The following is a 16,685-nucleotide window of genomic DNA, read 5'->3' as shown; positions in this document are numbered from 1 at the left end:
CATACCCGAGAAGAAACTGAAGGTGCTGGTGGTCAGTCAGTACTTCTGGCCAGAGAACATGCGTATCAATGACATGGTTCGTGACCTCACGGAAAAGGGCCACGAAGTCACGGTGCTGACGGGGTGGCCAAACTACCCCGAGGGCAAAGTTTTCCAGCGATACAAGGATAATCCTGACCAGTTCTATAACTACGAAGGGGCCGAAGTCGTCAGGGTGCCACTGGTACCCCGTGGCAAGCGCAGTATCCAGTTGATACTAAACTACCTTTCATTCGTGCTATCGGCATCTGTGCTGGGGCCACTCAAGCTCAGAGGAAAACAGTTCGATGCCATATTTGTTTATGCGGTGTCGCCGATTCTTGCCGCGATTCCCGCAGTGGTGCTTCGCCGTTTGAAGCGCGCGCCGTTGTTCATCTGGGTGCTCGACTTGTGGCCGGAAACGCTGCGCGCGGTGAATGTCATCCACAATCCCAAAGTGTTGGAACTGGTGGGTTTGGCTGTTTCCTGGATCTACAACCGCACCGATTACCTATTGTTGCAGTCTCACGGCTTTTTCGACAACGTGCGCCGTTATTGCACAAAGCCCATCGATGCAGATCGCCTAGTGTACTTCCCAAGCTGGGCCGAAGATGATTTTTCGGCTCAGGTGCTTGAGACTTCGAAGCTGATTAAACCCGATGATGCGACGTTCACCGTGGTGTTTGCCGGTAACTTGGGGGAAGCACAGGATTTTCCGGCAATTCTCGATGCTGCAGAGGTGTTGCGTAGCCAGGTTTCGGTGCGTTGGGTGATCGTTGGGGATGGTCGTATGAGTAGCTGGCTCGAGGAGCAGGTACGCAGCCGAGGGCTGGACAACATTTTGCTGCTCGGACGACATCCGTTGGAAGAAATGCCGCCGCTGTTTGCACAGGCTGATGCTTTGCTGGTGTCCCTGCGGACCAATGACGTCTTCGAGAAGACTATTCCCGGCAAGGTTCAGGCATACCTGGCATCCGGCCGCCCGATACTCGGCATGATCAACGGGGAAGCCGCGCGCGTGATCGAGTCGTCTGGGGCAGGGTTCGCCTGCGAATCGGGAAATGGCGGCGGGTTGGCCAATATTACCCGGCAGCTGGCGGAGCTAACTGCGGCACAACGCCAGCAGATGGGCACGGCAGGGCGGCAATATTACGAACAGGAGTTCGCTCGGCCTGCGCTGTTGACGCGACTGGAACGCCTTTTTAGCAACGCCACTATGAGAAGGTCAGGACGATGAGCCACAAGGTTTTTCTCACCGGAGCCAGCGGCTTCGTCGGGAGTGCAATTTTGCGCAGGCTCGTGGCTGATGGGACCCCCGTGACTGCTGCTGTCAGGCGGGGGAGTGCAGCGCCGTCTCCGTTGGTACGGAGCGTACTGTTCCAGTCGTTCGAACAAGATAACGATTGGGGGGGGGCACTGACAGAGTGTGATGTTGTGGTCCATAGCGCAGCGCGTGTTCATGTGATGAATGACACCGAGGCCGACCCGTTAGCAGCCTTTAGAAGAGTCAACGTAGAAGGGACATTGGCACTGGCCCGCCAAGCCATTGCGGCAGGGGTTAAACGGTTTGTGTTCATCAGTTCGATCAAAGTGAACGGTGAAGGTACCCTGCCTGGTAGACCTTATTCCGCCAATGACACCCCGCTGCCGCAAGATCCGTATGGCGTTTCAAAGCTGGAGGCTGAAGTGGCCTTGCAGGCGCTCGCAAGGGAATCTGGCCTTGAGGTGGTGATCGTGCGCCCGGTGCTGGTGTACGGGCCAGGTGTAAAGGCCAACTTCCTTAATATGATGCGCTGGCTCGACCGAGGCATCCCTCTGCCGTTTGGGGCCATACACAATCGACGAAGCCTGGTAGCTCTGGAGAATCTGGTGGACTTGGTTGTCACGTGCATTGGTCATGAAGCGGCAGCCAACCAGGTATTTTTGGTCAGTGATGGAGAGGACCTTTCCACTACCGAGTTGCTGCGGCGTATGGCGAAGGCGCTGGGCAGACCGGCGCGATTGCTGCCGGTACCGGCAGGCTTGCTGAGTGCTGGTGCCAAAGCGCTCGGCAAAGGTAGTTTGTCTCAGCGCCTATGTGGATCGTTGCAGGTGGATATCAAGAAAACACGCGATTTGCTCGGCTGGTGCCCCCCGGTAAAGGTGGATACTGCGCTTCAAGCTGCCGCCAGGCACTATCAGGAATACGATAAGAAATGATGCTTTTGTGGTTTCTTCCGGCCATATTGATTATGTCACTCTTGATGACAGCGGGCTTGCGCCGCTATGCGCTGGCGCGCAGTGTCATGGACGTGCCCAATGCACGTAGCTCGCATACAGTCCCCACACCAAGGGGCGGCGGCGTGGCTATTGTTCTGACGTTCCTGCTGGCCATGATTGGCCTCATGCTGTCAGGTACCGAACAGATCAATACGCTGCTGGCGGTGGGGGGAGCAGGGGCATTGATCGCGGTCATTGGTTTCATGGATGACCATGGGCATATTGCTGCTCGCTGGCGACTGCTCGGGCACTTCGTTGCGGCTGCCTGGATGCTTGGTTGGCTGGGTGGGCTGCCACCACTGGTAATGTTTGGCTGGACGCTGGAGCTGGGCTGGTTTGGGGGGCTGCTGGCTGCTTTCTATCTGGTGTGGTTGCTTAACCTGTACAACTTCATGGATGGTATTGACGGCATTGCCAGCGTCGAAGCCATTACTGCGTGCCTTGGCGCGGCGTGGCTTTACTGGCTCGCAGGCCTCGGCGGTACCGCTGTGTTGCCGTTGCTGCTGGCAGCGTCGGTGTCAGGCTTTCTTTACTGGAACTTTCCTCCTGCGAAGATTTTCATGGGGGATGCAGGCAGCGGGTTCATCGGCATTGTGCTGGGCGGGCTTTCGCTACAGGCAGCGTGGGTGTCCCCCTCCATGTTTTGGTGCTGGCTGATTTTGCTGGGGGTATTCATTGTTGATGCAACCTATACCCTTGTGAGGCGTTTGCTGCGCGGCGACAAGGTCTACGAGGCTCACCGCAGCCATGCTTATCAATTTGCCTCGCGCGCTTACGGCAAGCACCTGCCGGTTACTGTCGCGGTAGCTGCCCTCAATGTCTGCTGGTTGCTGCCTATTGCATATTGTGTTGCCCAGTTGGGCCTGGATGGCGCGGTGGGGGTGGTGCTGGCCTATGTGCCATTGATATTGCTGGCGATACGGTACCGTGCGGGCGACCTGGAAAATTGACACTAGAGTAATGGGACAACGGATTGCCGGTTGACAAATGGAAGGCATTTAGAGGGGTTATGGGAATAGTGCGAAAAAAACTGCTTGCTCTGCCTCGTCGGCACAAGCGCATGTTGCAGGTGCTGACCGATATCGTGTTGATATGGGTCGCTCTGTGGATGGCGTTTGTGGTGCGTCTCGGTATCGAAGAGCTGGCCAACCCCATCATCGACCACTCGTGGTTGTTCCTGTGTGCCCCGGTTGTGTCCATCCCGCTGTTCATTCGTTTTGGTCTGTACCGCGCCGTCATGCGCTACTTCGGCAACGACGCTCTGATTGCCATCATCAAGGCCGTTACGCTGTCCGCGCTGCTTCTGGGGTTCATCATTTATTGGGCCAGTAACCACCAGAACGTCGTGCCACGCTCAATCACCTTCAACTACTGGTGGCTCAGCCTGATCATGATCGGCGGGCTGCGTCTGGCCATGCGCCAGTACTTCCTGGGCGACTGGTTTGCCGCAGCCGCGCAACATGTACCGTTCGCCCAACGTGACGATGGCCTGCCCAAAGTCGCCATCTATGGTGCAGGTGCTGCCGGTAACCAGCTGGTGGCTGCCTTGCGCATGGACCGGGCCATGCGCCCTGTGGCGTTCATCGATGACGATCCCAGTATCAGTGATCGCGTGATTGCAGGGCTGCAGGTCTACCGTCCAGAGCAACTTGACCAGATGATCAACGTGACGGGCGCCCAGGAAATTCTGCTGGCCATCCCTTCATCAACGCGCACCCGTCGCAGGGAGATTCTCAACTTCCTGGAAGGCTATCCGCTCCATGTTCGCAGTGTGCCGGGCATCATGGACTTGGCCAGCGGCCGGGTGAAAGTCGATGATATTCAGGAGGTCGACATTGGCGACTTGCTGGGGCGGGATACAGTGCCTGCCCAGGCTGACCTCCTGGAGCGCTGCATTACCGAGCAAACGGTGTTGGTGACCGGGGCTGGTGGTTCCATTGGTTCAGAGCTTTGCCGGCAGATTTTGGGGCAGACGCCCAAGTACTTGCTGCTTTTCGATCACAGCGAATTCAACCTCTACAGCATCCTCTCCGAGCTGGAGCAGCGTGTTGCCCGTGAATCCCTTACGGTCAGCCTGGTACCCATCCTGGGCTCGGTGCGCAACCAGTCCCAGCTTCTGGACATCATGCGCACCTGGCACGTCGACACTGTCTATCACGCAGCTGCCTATAAGCACGTGCCGATGGTGGAGCACAACATCACCGAAGGCCTGATGAATAATGTCATCGGCACACTGCACACTGCCCAGGCCGCGTTGCAGGCCGGAGTTGCCAACTTCGTGCTGATTTCCACCGACAAGGCCGTGCGCCCGACCAATGTGATGGGCAGCACCAAGCGCTTGGCCGAGATGACCCTGCAGGCGCTGAGCCGTGAAGTGGCGCCGGTGCTGTTTGGCGACAGCAGCAACGTTTCGCAGGTGAACAAGACCCGCTTCACCATGGTGCGCTTCGGTAACGTGCTGGGCTCATCGGGGTCGGTGATTCCGCTGTTCCACAAGCAGATCAAGGCGGGCGGCCCGCTTACCGTCACCCACCCCAAGATCACCCGCTACTTCATGACCATTCCCGAGGCCGCGCAGCTGGTAATTCAGGCCGGCTCCATGGGCAAGGGGGGCGATGTGTTCGTGCTGGACATGGGCGAGCCGGTGAAAATTGTGGAACTGGCCGAGAAGATGATTCACCTGTCTGGCTTCAGTGTGCGCTCCGAGCGTAACCCGATGGGTGATATTGCCATTGAGTTCACCGGGTTGCGCCCGGGTGAAAAGCTATATGAAGAGTTGCTGATCGGCGATAACGTCATTGCGACCCGTCACCCGATGATCATGAGTGCCAACGAAGACTTCCTGCCCTGGGATACGCTCAAGGAGTTCCTGCGGCAGCTGATGGCGGCAGCGGCGGTTGATGACTTTGTGCGGGTACGGCAGTTACTGCGCGAAACCGTGAGCGGCTATTCGCCGGAAGGCGAGATTGTCGACTGGATTTACCAGCAGCGGCGCCTGGAGCCTTGACCTTGCTTTGCAGGTAAACCTGCTTCCACAGGGCCGCAGCGCGGCCCCTGTATCTCCGCCATTCCAGCCTGAATATCACGTTGCCATCGTCTTCGCTCTCGAATCAACCGCCGACAGGCTAGAATCCTGAAAGTGGAAGCGCAGACCCTGACAACGGAAGCAGACAAACATGACCATTCTGGTAACCGGCGGTGCAGGCTTTATCGGGGCGAACTTCGTTTTGGACTGGCTGGCCGGCGATGACGAACCCGTGGTCAACCTGGACAAACTCACCTATGCAGGCAACCTGCAGACCCTGAGCAGCCTGCAGGGCGACAAGCGCCATATCTTCGTGCACGGCGACATTGCCGATAGCCGGCTGGTCGCGGAATTACTCAATGCCCATCAGCCCCGTGCCATCATCAACTTTGCCGCCGAGTCTCACGTCGACCGCTCGATCCATGGCCCGCAAGCCTTCATCGAAACCAACGTCGTCGGCACGTTCCAGTTGCTGGAAGCCGCGCGTGCATACTGGGGCGGCCTTGATGAGCCGGCGCGGCAGGCATTCCGCTTCCTGCATGTGTCTACCGACGAAGTGTATGGCTCTCTGACTGCCGACGAACCGGCTTTCACTGAAACCCACCAGTACCAGCCTAACAGCCCGTACTCGGCCAGCAAGGCTGCCAGCGACCACTTGGTGCGTTCGTACTACCACACCTACGGCCTGCCGGTGCTGACCACCAATTGCTCGAACAATTACGGCCCTTATCACTTCCCGGAAAAGCTCATCCCGCTGATGATCGTCAACGCCCTGGCCGGCAAGCCGCTGCCGGTATATGGCGACGGTCAGCAGATTCGCGACTGGTTGTACGTAAAGGACCACTGCAGCGCCATCCGCCGCGTACTGGAGGCCGGCAAAGCCGGTGAGGTGTACAACGTCGGCGGCTGGAATGAAAAGCCCAACCTGGACATCGTCAACCGCGTATGCGCGCTGCTGGACGAACTGCGCCCACGCGCCGACGGCAAGCCCTACGCCGAACAGATCACCTATGTAAGCGACCGTCCAGGTCACGACCGCCGTTATGCCATCGATGCCCGCAAGCTGGAGCAGGAGCTTGGCTGGAAGCCTGCGGAAACGTTCGAAACCGGCATCCGCAAAACCGTGGCCTGGTACCTCGACAACCAGGACTGGGTGCAGAACGTGCAGTCTGGCAGTTACCGCGACTGGGTAGAAAAAAACTACGCAGGGCGTTCTGCATGAAGGTGCTGCTGCTGGGCAAGGACGGTCAGGTAGGATGGGAACTGCAACGCAGCCTGGCCCCACTGGGGCAGTTGCTGGCGCTGAACGCTCGCAGCCAGGCGTACTGTGGCGACCTGGCCAACTTGCCGGGCCTGGCCGAAACTGTCCGTGTCTATGCCCCCGATGTCATCGTCAATGCGGCGGCCTACACTGCCGTGGACAAGGCCGAGAGTGACCGTGAGCAAGCCTTCAAGGTAAACGCCGACGCCGTCGGCGTGCTGGCCCGCGCTGCCGCCGAATGTGGCGCGCTACTGGTACATTACTCCACCGACTATGTGTTCCCGGGGCAGGGCACCCAGCCCTGGCGCGAAGACGATGCCGTTGACCCATTGAATACCTATGGCGCCAGCAAGCTGGCCGGCGAGCAAGCGATCCAGGCTGCCGGTTGCCAGCACCTGATCTTCCGCACCTGCTGGGTGTATGCCGCACGCGGCAACAATTTCGCCAAAACCATGCTGCGCCTGGCTGCGGAGCGTGACAGCCTGGGCGTGATCGATGACCAGCACGGTGCCCCGACGGGGGCAGAACTGATCGCCGACATCACCGCCCACGCCATTGTCGCCACGCGCCGCAACCCATCCCTGGCTGGCCTGTACCACCTGGCCGCTGAGGGTGAAACCACCTGGTGCGGCTATGCCCGTTACGTACTGGAGCAAGCGGCGGTCCATGGCGTGCCGCTGAAAGCTCATGCCGAGAACGTCACCCCCTTGACCACAGAGGCTTACCCGACGGCGGCCATGCGGCCGGCCAACTCGCGTCTCGATACCCATAAACTGCAGAAGGCCTTTGCCCTGACCCTGCCAGACTGGCGCCTGGGTGTGGCTCGCATGCTGACGGAAATCCACGAGAAAGGACCACTATGAAGCGTAAAGGCATCATTCTGGCGGGTGGGTCGGGTACCCGCCTGCACCCGGCGACCCTGGCAATTTCCAAGCAACTGCTGCCGGTGTACGACAAGCCGATGATCTATTACCCGCTGACCACACTGATGCTGGCGGGCATTCATGACATCCTGATCATCTCCACCCCGCAAGACACCCCCCGCTTCGAGCAGCTGCTGGGCAACGGCCACCGCTGGGGCATCAACATCACCTACGCCGTGCAGCCATCTCCGGACGGCCTGGCCCAGGCGTTTCTAATTGGCGAAGACTTCCTCGGCAACGCCCCCACCGCGCTGGTGCTGGGTGACAACATCTATTACGGCCACGACTTCCAGCAGTTGCTGCGCAACGCGATGGACCGCCAGGGCAGCGCCAGTGTGTTCGCCTATCACGTGCAAGACCCCGAGCGTTATGGCGTGGTCGAATTCGACGGGCAAGGTAATGCCATCAGCCTGGAAGAGAAACCGGCCAAACCCAAGTCCAACTATGCCGTGACCGGGTTGTACTTCTACGACAACGACGTGATCGAGATTGCCAAAAGCATTCGGCCATCCGCGCGTGGTGAGCTGGAGATTACCGACGTGAACCGCGCGTACCTGGAGCAGCACCGTTTGTCGGTAGAGATCATGGGGCGCGGGTATGCCTGGCTGGATACCGGGACGCATGACTCGTTGCTTGAGGCAAGCGGGTATATCGCGACGATCGAGCGGCGGCAAGGGCTGAAAGTGGCCTGTCCCGAAGAGGTGGCATTCCGGCAGGGGTGGATCGATGCCCAACAGTTGGAAACGCTGGCAGCACCGCTGGCCAAGACCGGTTATGGCCAGTACCTGCTGCGTTTGATTCAAGGCACGGTTTATTGAGGTAACAACCTCGGTGGGGCGGGGCCGCCATTCCACGGGCGGTTCAAGCCTCGAAGGGGCCGGGCCTGCTGGCCAATTTCCACCCGCCGTTCACCGTTGCCGGCGCTACCGTATTCGCGGGTAAACCCGCTCCTACGCAGATTGGTGGTGGACACACCTCGGTGGCTGGGCACGGGCCGTCGTGTAGGAGCGGGTTTACCCGCGAAAGGGCCGCCCCTGCTGGCCAATTTCCACCCGCCGTTCACCGTTGCCGGCGCTACCGTATTCGCGGGTAAACCCGCTCCTACACAGATTGGTGGTGGACACACCTCGGTGGTTGGACACAGGCCGCCGTGTAGGAGCGGGTTTACCCGCGAAAGGGCCGGCCCTGCTGGCCAATCTCCACCCGCCATTCACCGTCGCAGCCGCCACCGTATTCGCGGGTAAACCCGCTCCTACGCAGATTGGTGGTGGACACACCTCGGGGGTTGGACACAGGCTGGTGGTGGACACAGGTCGGTGGGTGGGCACAGGCCGTCGTGTAGGAGCGGGTTTACCCGCGAAGGGGCCGGGCCTGCTGGCCAATTTCCACCCGCCGTTCACCGTTGCCGGCGCCACCGTATTCGCGGGTAAACCCGCTCCCACGCTGTGAACCATCCCTCACCCCAGGGTTTTCCCACCCCCACAACCCGCGTATCATCTGCACACACAAATCTGAACATTCCCACGCCAGTTCCAGACCATGAGTCTTGCGCCCCCTGCGTGCATGGCAGTTTCAGGTACCCAGACAATCATCAGTGACATATAACGAATGGCCAGTTTCGTGGCCAGGCCAGGCATGCCGGCTGTCCGACGGATGGGACGGTGCCCGATGAGATTTGAAGGAATAGGTTTTGATCAAGCGTAGAAAGGTTGCAATCGTTGGTTGTGCGTACCGTTTTCCTGGCTCTTCCAATGCGGGCTTCTGGCAAAACCTGATGGAGGGCCGCGACCTGGTGACCCAGGTTGACCCGTCGCGTTGGAACAAACGCGAGTTCCTGCACCCGGACAAGGCCAGCCCTGCATCCAGCTACACCTTCGCCTCAGGCACCCTGGGTGATATCAGCGCTTTCGACGCTGGCTTCTTCAGCATCTCGCCGCGTGAAGCCGCGATGATGGACCCGCAGCAGCGCATGCTGCTGGAAATGTGCTGGGAAACCTTCGAAAACGCCGGGGTCAAGCCGTCCAGCCTGCGTGGCAGCAACTGTGGCGTGTACCTGGGCATCGCCGGTGTCGAGCAGTCCTACCGCCTGCTCGAGGACCTGTCGGCCATCGATGGCGCCACGGCGACCGGCAACACCATGAGTATCGCGGCCAACCGCCTGTCGTTTTTCTACGACCTGCGTGGCCCAAGCATGGCCATCGACACCGCCTGCTCGTCGTCGCTGGTGGCCTTCCACCAGGCGTGCCAGGCCATCCTCAGCGGTGATGTCGACCAAGCCGTGACGGGCGGTATCAGCCTGCACATGCACCCGTTCGGTTTCATGATCTTCGCCAAGGCGACCATGCTGTCGCGCACCGGGCGCTGCCAGTCGTTCGACGAAAACGGCGACGGTTACGCCCGCTCCGAAGGCGGCGGGTTGTTCCTGCTCAAGGACTACGACCAGGCAGTGGCCGATGGAAATACCATTTTGGCGGTGGTGGCGGCCAGTGCGGTGAACACCGACGGACGCAAGTCCAGCCTGACCCTGCCCAATGCCGAGGCCCAGGCGGCATTGCTCAAGCGCGCCTACGCCCAGGCCGGCATCGCCCCCGAGCAATTGGACTACCTGGAGGCCCACGGCACCGGTACCGCCGTGGGAGACCCGATCGAAACCCGCGCCATCGGCGAGGCGCTGGGCCAGGCGCGCGGCGCCGGCAACCCGCTGCCAATCGGCTCGGTGAAGAGCAACCTCGGGCACCTTGAAGCCGCCTCTGGCGTGGCTGGCCTGATGAAGGCACTGAACTGCCTGGCCGAGCGCACCGTGCCCGCTACCATTGGCGTGCAGGCGCTCAACCCGAACATCGCGTTCGCCGACCTCAACCTGCAGGTGGTCACCGAGCCCCTTCCGCTCAAGGCCGATGGCCAGTTGACCGTGGGGGTGAACTCGTTCGGCTTTGGCGGCGCCAACGCCCATGTCATCCTGCAAAGCCCCGAGCCACAGGCGCCGGCAGCGCAAGCGGGCAGCGCCCGGCGCGTGCCGTTACTGCTCAGTGCCAAGAGCGAACAAGGCCTGCGCGCAACCGCAGAGCGCTTTGCCGCCTACCTGGCCGGGCAGCCCCAGGCCGACTATTACGATGTGGCCTACCAGGCGATGTTCCGCCGTGATGCACACAGCCACCGCCTGCTGCTGGTCTGCGACAACGCGGCCGAAGCCGCCCAGGCGCTGGACGACTATGCCCAGGACCCGACCCTCAGCGAACTGAGTGCAGTGCTGGAGGCCGGCCAGGCTCTGGACGGCGCCTCGGCACCGGTATTTGTCTACTCCGGCAACGGCTCGCAATGGCAGGGCATGGGCCGGGCGATGCTCGACCAGCCGCTGTTCGCTGCCGCCGTGGATGAAGTGGACGCGTTGTTCCAGCCCTTGGCGGGCTACTCGCTGCGCGCCGAGCTGCTGGGTGACAACGGCGAAGGCCGTTATGCACGTACCGAAATCGCCCAGCCTGCGCTGTTTGCCCTGCAAGTGGCGGTTACCAAAGTGCTGGCTGCCGAAGGCATCCACCCGGTGGCGGTGATCGGCCACAGTGTGGGTGAAGTGGCGGCAGCCTGGGCCAGCGGCGCGTTGAGCCTGGAGGACGCCACCCAGGTCATCTACCACCGCAGCCGCCTGCAGGGCCTGACCCGTGGTACCGGTAAGATGACCGCGGTCGGCCTCTCGGGTGAAGCCACGGCGCAGCTGATTGCCGAACTGAAACTGGACGGCCGCCTGGTGGTGGCGGGCGAGAACAGCGCCCGCGGCGCCACTGTGGCCGGTGAGGTCGACGCCCTGGCACTGCTGGAAGCGGCCCTGGAAGAGCGCCAGGTATTCGCCCGTCGCCTGGACCTGGACTACGCCTTCCACTCGCCGGCCATGGACCCGATCAAGCAAGCGGTTATCGACGACCTCGCGCATATCCGCCCGCAGGCTACGAAGATCCCGTTCTACTCCACTGTCGTCGGTGGCCAGTTGAACGGCGAACGCCTGGACAGCCAGTACTGGTGGCAGAACATTCGCTTCCCGGTGCTGTTCCAGGGCGCGCTGGCTGCCTTGGTGCGCAATGGCCTTAACCTGTTCGTCGAAGTGGGCCCGCATGCGATCCTGCGCAGCTACGTCAACGATGTGCTGGTTGAGTGCGAACAACCGGGGCAGGTGATTGGTACCCTCAAGCGCAACGACCACAGCCCGCTGCTGCTGGAACGTACCGTAGCCCGCCTGCAGATTGCCGCCGTCGAGCCACAGTGGCAGGCACGCTTCCCGGTGACCGGGCGCCCGCTTCGCCTGCCTAACTATGCCTGGCAGCACGACCATTTCAGCTTGCCGGTCACTGCCGAGGCCTATGGCCCGCTGAGCCACGAGCGCGTGCACCCGTTGCTGGGTTACCCGGTAACAGACCAGGCGCTGACCTGGGAAAACCGCCTGGATACCCAGCAGTACCCGACCCTGGCCGACCACAAGGTGGGTGAGTCGGTACTGTTCCCGGGTGCAGGCTTTACCGAGCTGGCCCTGGCCGTGGCGCAACTGCACCAGCCGGGCGAGTTCGTCGATATCGAAGAGCTGGAAATTCACAACCCTCTGCTGCTGAGCAGCGAGGTCATCAAGAAAGTGCGCGTGCAGGTCGAAGAGGCCGACGGCACATTGCGCATCAGCTCGCGCACGTTGATGCAACGCGAAGACTGGGTACAGCACGTGGTTGCACGCTTGCCGGGCGAAGCGCGCGGTGTGCTGCTGGACTCCCGGGCACCGGCGTTGCCAGCCCGCCCGGCAGACTTCACCGGCGAGCAGCACCTGGCAATGACCAGCGCGGTTGGCCTGAACTACGGCCCCGCTTACCAGACCGTGGCCGCAGCCTGGGTGGAAGGGGAGCGCGTGTTGGCTCAGTTGGTCGTGCCTGCTGCCATCGAACACGAACTGGCAAGCCTGCACCTGCACCCGGCGCTGCTGGATGGTGCCTTCCAGCTGATTACCGAGCTGCTGGCCAGCCGCCAGGGGCATGACGATGGCCTGGCGTTCATCCCCGTCAAGCTTGGGCGCGTTGCCTTTACCAATGCTGGCGGTGTGCCGGTGCTGGCCGAGGTGCGCCAGCGCAAGCGCACCGCGCATTCGCTGCTGGTCGACTTCACCCTGTTCGATGCCAGCGGCGCTGCCGTACTGGCGATCAAGGATGCGCGCATGCGTGCCGTGCGCCTGCAGTACGACCGCAGTGGCGACATCAAGCGTATGGGCCATGTAGGGCAGGCCGCGCCAGGCGCGGTTGTGCCTGTGCAGCGTAACGCCGCGGCCTGCTCGCCGCTGGCCGAGGCCTTGCAGTGCCTGGCCGACGAGCCGGCACAGGTGCGTTACCTGAATGAAGTGGAGCCACTGCTGGATGTGCTGTGCAGCAGCTTTGTCCTCGATGCGGTGGAACAGGCCGGCGGCCGCATCAGTGCCGAGCAGGTCGCGCAGTGGTCGCAGGGCCAGGGCGACTTCCTGGCGATGCTGTTGCGCCATGCCGAGCACGACGGCAGCCTGCTGCGTAGCGCTGACGGTGGCTGGCAATTGGTCGACCAGGGCGAGCGCCCGACCTCGCAGGCTATCTGGCAAGAGCTGTTCAGAAGCTACCCCGAGTACTTCCAGATTATCCATTCCGTGGGCCGTATCGGCCGTCATCTGTCGGCGTTGCTGGATGGCAGCCAGGCCTTCGACACTCTGCAACCGCGCGAAACCAGCGGTGCCAGCCTGGCGCGCCTGGTGCTGGGTGCGGCAGGGCAGCAGCACCTGCTCAGCGGTATTGGCCAAACCCTGGCCGCGCGCCTGGCGCAGCTGCCGCCCGGCCAGCGCCTGCGGGTGCTGGAATTCGGCTTTGGTGGCGCTTCGTTTGCCGAGCTGTTGTACGCCGGTCTGGATTTCGATCGCCTCGATTATGCCTACTGCGTCGCCGAGCCCGAGCTTGAGCAGCGTCTGCGTGACGATTGCCCGGCGTTGGAGGTACTTGGCCTGGAGCAACTGGCCGAAGCCGGTACGTTCGACTGGGTCCTGGTGCCTACCGACTTCGGCCCCCTTGGTACCGTGGGTGACGCCCTGCGCCTGGCCAGTGGCCGGCTCAACCCGCACGGCCAGTTGGCGCTGCTTGGGCAGTACCCGGCGCGCTGGGCCGATTTCGTCTTCGGTGCCCAGCCAGATTGGTGGCTGGCCGGCCCGCAGCAGGCGTTGTCGCGCCAGCAAGGCCCGGCGTTCTGGAGCCATGAGCTGCAGCGACATGGCCTGACCGCGCTGCGCACGCTGGAGGCGTTGCCGGGTAACGCCTGTGGTAGCTACCTGTTGCTGGCGGACAAGCCCGCCGGTGCTGACACTGCTGCACCCGTGGCCGTGCAGCGCTGGGCCGTACTCGCCGAAGCCGGGCAGGGCGCTGCCCTGCGCCTGGCAGAGCAACTGCGCGCCCAAGGCCAGCAGGTTGACCTGTTGCAGCCGGGTGACGCCCAGGCGCTGGCGGCCCAGCTTGGCGCCTTTGCCCAGCCCCCTGAGCATGTGCTGCACCTGGCTGGTTTCGACAGCGGCACAGGCCTCGATGGCCAGGCCGAGCGCTGCATGCAAGCGGCCGCGCTGGTGCAGGCCTGTGAGTCGCTGACGATCGCCCCGCAGTGCTGGCTGTTCAGCCGTGGCGCTGCCGAGCACCTGTACAGCGTCGACACCGCCGCTGAGGTTGCGGCCATCGGCGACGCCGCCTTGTGGGGCTTTGGCCGTACCTTGGCCAACGAATCCCCGCACTGTCGTATTCGCCTGCTCGATCTGGCCCACGCGGCAGCGGTCGAGCTGGCGGTACCTGCGTTGCTGCACGCCGACAGCGAAACCGAGCTGGCCCTGGACGCCGAAGGCCGTCGCTACGTGCCGCGCCTGCGCGTGCTGGCCGACCAGCCGCGCCGCGCAGTGGGCGATGCGCAGTGGGTGTGCCTGGGCTTCGACCTGCCGGGCCAGCTGCGCAACCTGCGCTGGGAAGTGCGTGAGCCGCGTCAACCGGCGGCGGATGAGCTGGACATTCAGGTGCGTGCGACGGGCCTTAACTTCCGTGACGTGATGTTCGCCCTCGGCCTGCTGTCGGATGAAGCCATCGAAAACGGCTTCTCCGGCCCTACCTTGGGCTTCGAATTTGCCGGTGTGGTGCAAGGCAAAGGCGCCGAGGCAGTGGGCGACTTCGCCCCGGGTGACCGTGTGGTGGGCTTTGGCCCCTGCAGCTTCGCCAACCGCCTGGTCACCAACGCCAACGCCGTTGCACGCATCCCCGAAGGGATGTCGTTCGAAGCGGCGGCGACCATTCCGAGTACCTTCTTCACCGTGTACTACGCGCTGCATCACCTGGCGCGCCTGGAGCCGGGCGAGAAGGTGCTGATCCACGGCGCTGCCGGTGGCGTGGGCATCGCGGCCATCCAGATCGCCAAATGGCTGGGCGCAGAAATTCACGCCACCGCAGGCAGCGACGAGAAGCGCGACTTCCTGCGCCTGCTGGGCGTCAGCCACATCTACGACTCCCGTTCGCTGGCGTATGCCGACCAGGTGCTGGCAGCCACCGGTGGGCGTGGCGTGGACGTGGTGCTCAATTCGCTGGCCGGTGAGGCCATCAACCGCAACCTGCAGGTGCTGAAGCCGTTTGGTCGCTTCCTGGAGTTGGGCAAGCGCGACTTCTACCAGAACACCCGTATTGGCTTGCGCCCGTTCCGCAACAACATCAGCTATTTCGGTATCGACGCTGACCAACTGATGAGCGAGCGCCCCGCGCTCACCCGCCGCCTGTTCGCCGAGATGATGGAACTGTTCGAGCAGGGCATCCTGCACCCGTTGCCGTTCCGCGAGTTCGACGCCAACCAGGTGGTCGAGGCCTACCGTTACATGCAGCAGGCGCGGCAGATTGGCAAGGTCGTGGTGACGTACGCCAACCCGATCCAGCAAACCGTCGACACCCGCGTGCAGCCGGTGCGGGCACTGCAGCTTGCCGCCGATGCCAGCTACCTGGTCACCGGCGGCCTGGGTGGCTTTGGCTTGCGTACTGCGCAGTGGCTGATCGACAAAGGTGCCCGTCACCTGGTGTTGCTGGGCCGTCGTGGCCCGGCCAGTGAAGAGGCCCAACCGCAGCTGGCGTTGTGGCACGCCCAAGGTATCGATGTGCAGGCCGTGGCGTGCGACATCACCGACCGTGAGCAACTGCGCGGGGTGTTCGATCGCATCGGCGCCAGCCCATGGCCACTGCGTGGCCTGGTGCATGCCGCGACGGTGATTGACGACAGCCTGATCCGCAACCTTGACGGCGACCAGTTGCGTCGCGTGCTGGAACCCAAGGCCAAGGGCGCTCAGTACCTGCACGAGCTGACCCAGGGCCTGGCGCTGGACTTCTTCGTGATGTTCTCCTCGGCCACCACCTTGTTCGGCAACCCCGGCCAGGCCAACTACGTGGCGGCCAACCACTGGCTCGAAGCCCTTGCGCGGCACCGTCGTGCTCAGGGCCAGGCAGCCACCGCCGTGCTGTGGGGCGCCATCGACGATGTCGGTTTCCTGGCGCGCAACAGCCAGATCAAGGACGCCCTGCAGAGCCGCATGGGGGGCTCGGCGCTGCGGGCCGAGGCCGCCTTGGCACAGCTTGAGGCCATGCTGTTGCAGGGTGATAACGGCCATGGCGTGCTGGAGCTGGACTTCAAGGCGCTGGCGCGCTTCCTGCCGAGCGCCACTACACCGCGCTTCAGCGAACTGGCCCGCGCCTATGGCGGCGACCATGAGGATGAAGGTGGCGGTGAGGACATCCAGCGCATGCTGGAGGAGCTTGACGATGGCGAACTGCTCGAACGCTTCGTAGACATGCTCAAGCACGAGGTGTGCGAGATTTTGCGCCTGCCGCCAGCACGCCTGGATGCCCAGCGCCCGCTGCAGGAAATGGGGCTCGATTCGTTGATGAGCGTTGAGTTGGTGGTGGCGCTGGAAGAGCGTTTCGGTATTCGCCTGCCGGTGATGGAACTGAGCGACAGCTCCAGCATCGACAAGCTTGCCGCACGCTTGCTGGAGCTGCTGCGCGGTGAAGCGGGCAGCGGCGAAGAGCAACTGGCGCAGAATGTGCTTGCCCGCCATGGCAGCGAGCACAGTGCCGAAGAGTTGGCGCAGTTGAACGCAGCCTTGGCCGACAGCAACGCGGCACCCAACCGATTGATTGATTAAGAGTGCCAG

Annotated in this window: 8 protein-coding genes; all 8 read left to right on the top strand. The window is 62.5% G+C overall.

Features of this window, described 5'->3' with window-relative positions; all coding sequences use genetic code 11:
• The first annotated feature begins 1 nt into the window (after position 1).
• Complete coding sequence (locus PRJ_RS20595; RefSeq protein ID WP_104962911.1) at positions 2–1,255, top strand: glycosyltransferase family 4 protein; 1,254 nt, start codon at positions 2–4, stop codon at positions 1,253–1,255.
• A complete protein-coding gene (locus PRJ_RS20590; RefSeq protein ID WP_104962348.1) occupies positions 1,252–2,217 on the top strand; it encodes an SDR family oxidoreductase in 966 nt (321 codons plus the stop codon). The genes PRJ_RS20595 and PRJ_RS20590 overlap by 4 nt, the downstream gene beginning before the upstream one ends.
• The gene (locus PRJ_RS20585; RefSeq protein WP_104962347.1) at positions 2,214–3,227 is read left to right on the top strand and encodes a glycosyltransferase family 4 protein; all 1,014 of its coding nucleotides are present in this window, start codon (positions 2,214–2,216) and stop codon (positions 3,225–3,227) included. The genes PRJ_RS20590 and PRJ_RS20585 overlap by 4 nt, the downstream gene beginning before the upstream one ends.
• Positions 3,228–3,286: 59 nt before the next feature.
• Positions 3,287–5,284 (top strand): nucleoside-diphosphate sugar epimerase/dehydratase, encoded by a 1,998-nt coding sequence (locus PRJ_RS20580; protein WP_104962346.1) that lies wholly within the window; start codon positions 3,287–3,289, stop codon positions 5,282–5,284.
• Positions 5,285–5,453: 169 nt separating this feature from the next.
• Complete coding sequence (gene rfbB / locus PRJ_RS20575) at positions 5,454–6,524, top strand: dTDP-glucose 4,6-dehydratase (protein WP_104962345.1); 1,071 nt, start codon at positions 5,454–5,456, stop codon at positions 6,522–6,524.
• The gene (gene rfbD / locus PRJ_RS20570; RefSeq protein WP_019439159.1) at positions 6,521–7,426 is read left to right on the top strand and encodes a dTDP-4-dehydrorhamnose reductase; all 906 of its coding nucleotides are present in this window, start codon (positions 6,521–6,523) and stop codon (positions 7,424–7,426) included. Before rfbB ends, rfbD begins: the two co-directional genes overlap by 4 nt.
• Positions 7,423–8,304: a glucose-1-phosphate thymidylyltransferase RfbA gene (gene rfbA / locus PRJ_RS20565; protein ID WP_014592009.1), complete on the top strand. Its 882-nt coding sequence runs from the start codon at positions 7,423–7,425 to the stop codon at positions 8,302–8,304. Before rfbD ends, rfbA begins: the two co-directional genes overlap by 4 nt.
• Before the next feature lie 872 nt (positions 8,305–9,176).
• Positions 9,177–16,676: a type I polyketide synthase gene (locus tag PRJ_RS20550; RefSeq protein WP_104962344.1), complete on the top strand. Its 7,500-nt coding sequence runs from the start codon at positions 9,177–9,179 to the stop codon at positions 16,674–16,676.
• Positions 16,677–16,685 lie beyond the last annotated feature (9 nt).

The sequence above is a fragment of the Pseudomonas sp. XWY-1 genome (genome assembly GCF_002953115.1).
GTDB lineage: Bacteria > Pseudomonadota > Gammaproteobacteria > Pseudomonadales > Pseudomonadaceae > Aquipseudomonas > Aquipseudomonas alloputida.
This window is presented reverse-complemented; position numbering and strand designations above follow the sequence as displayed.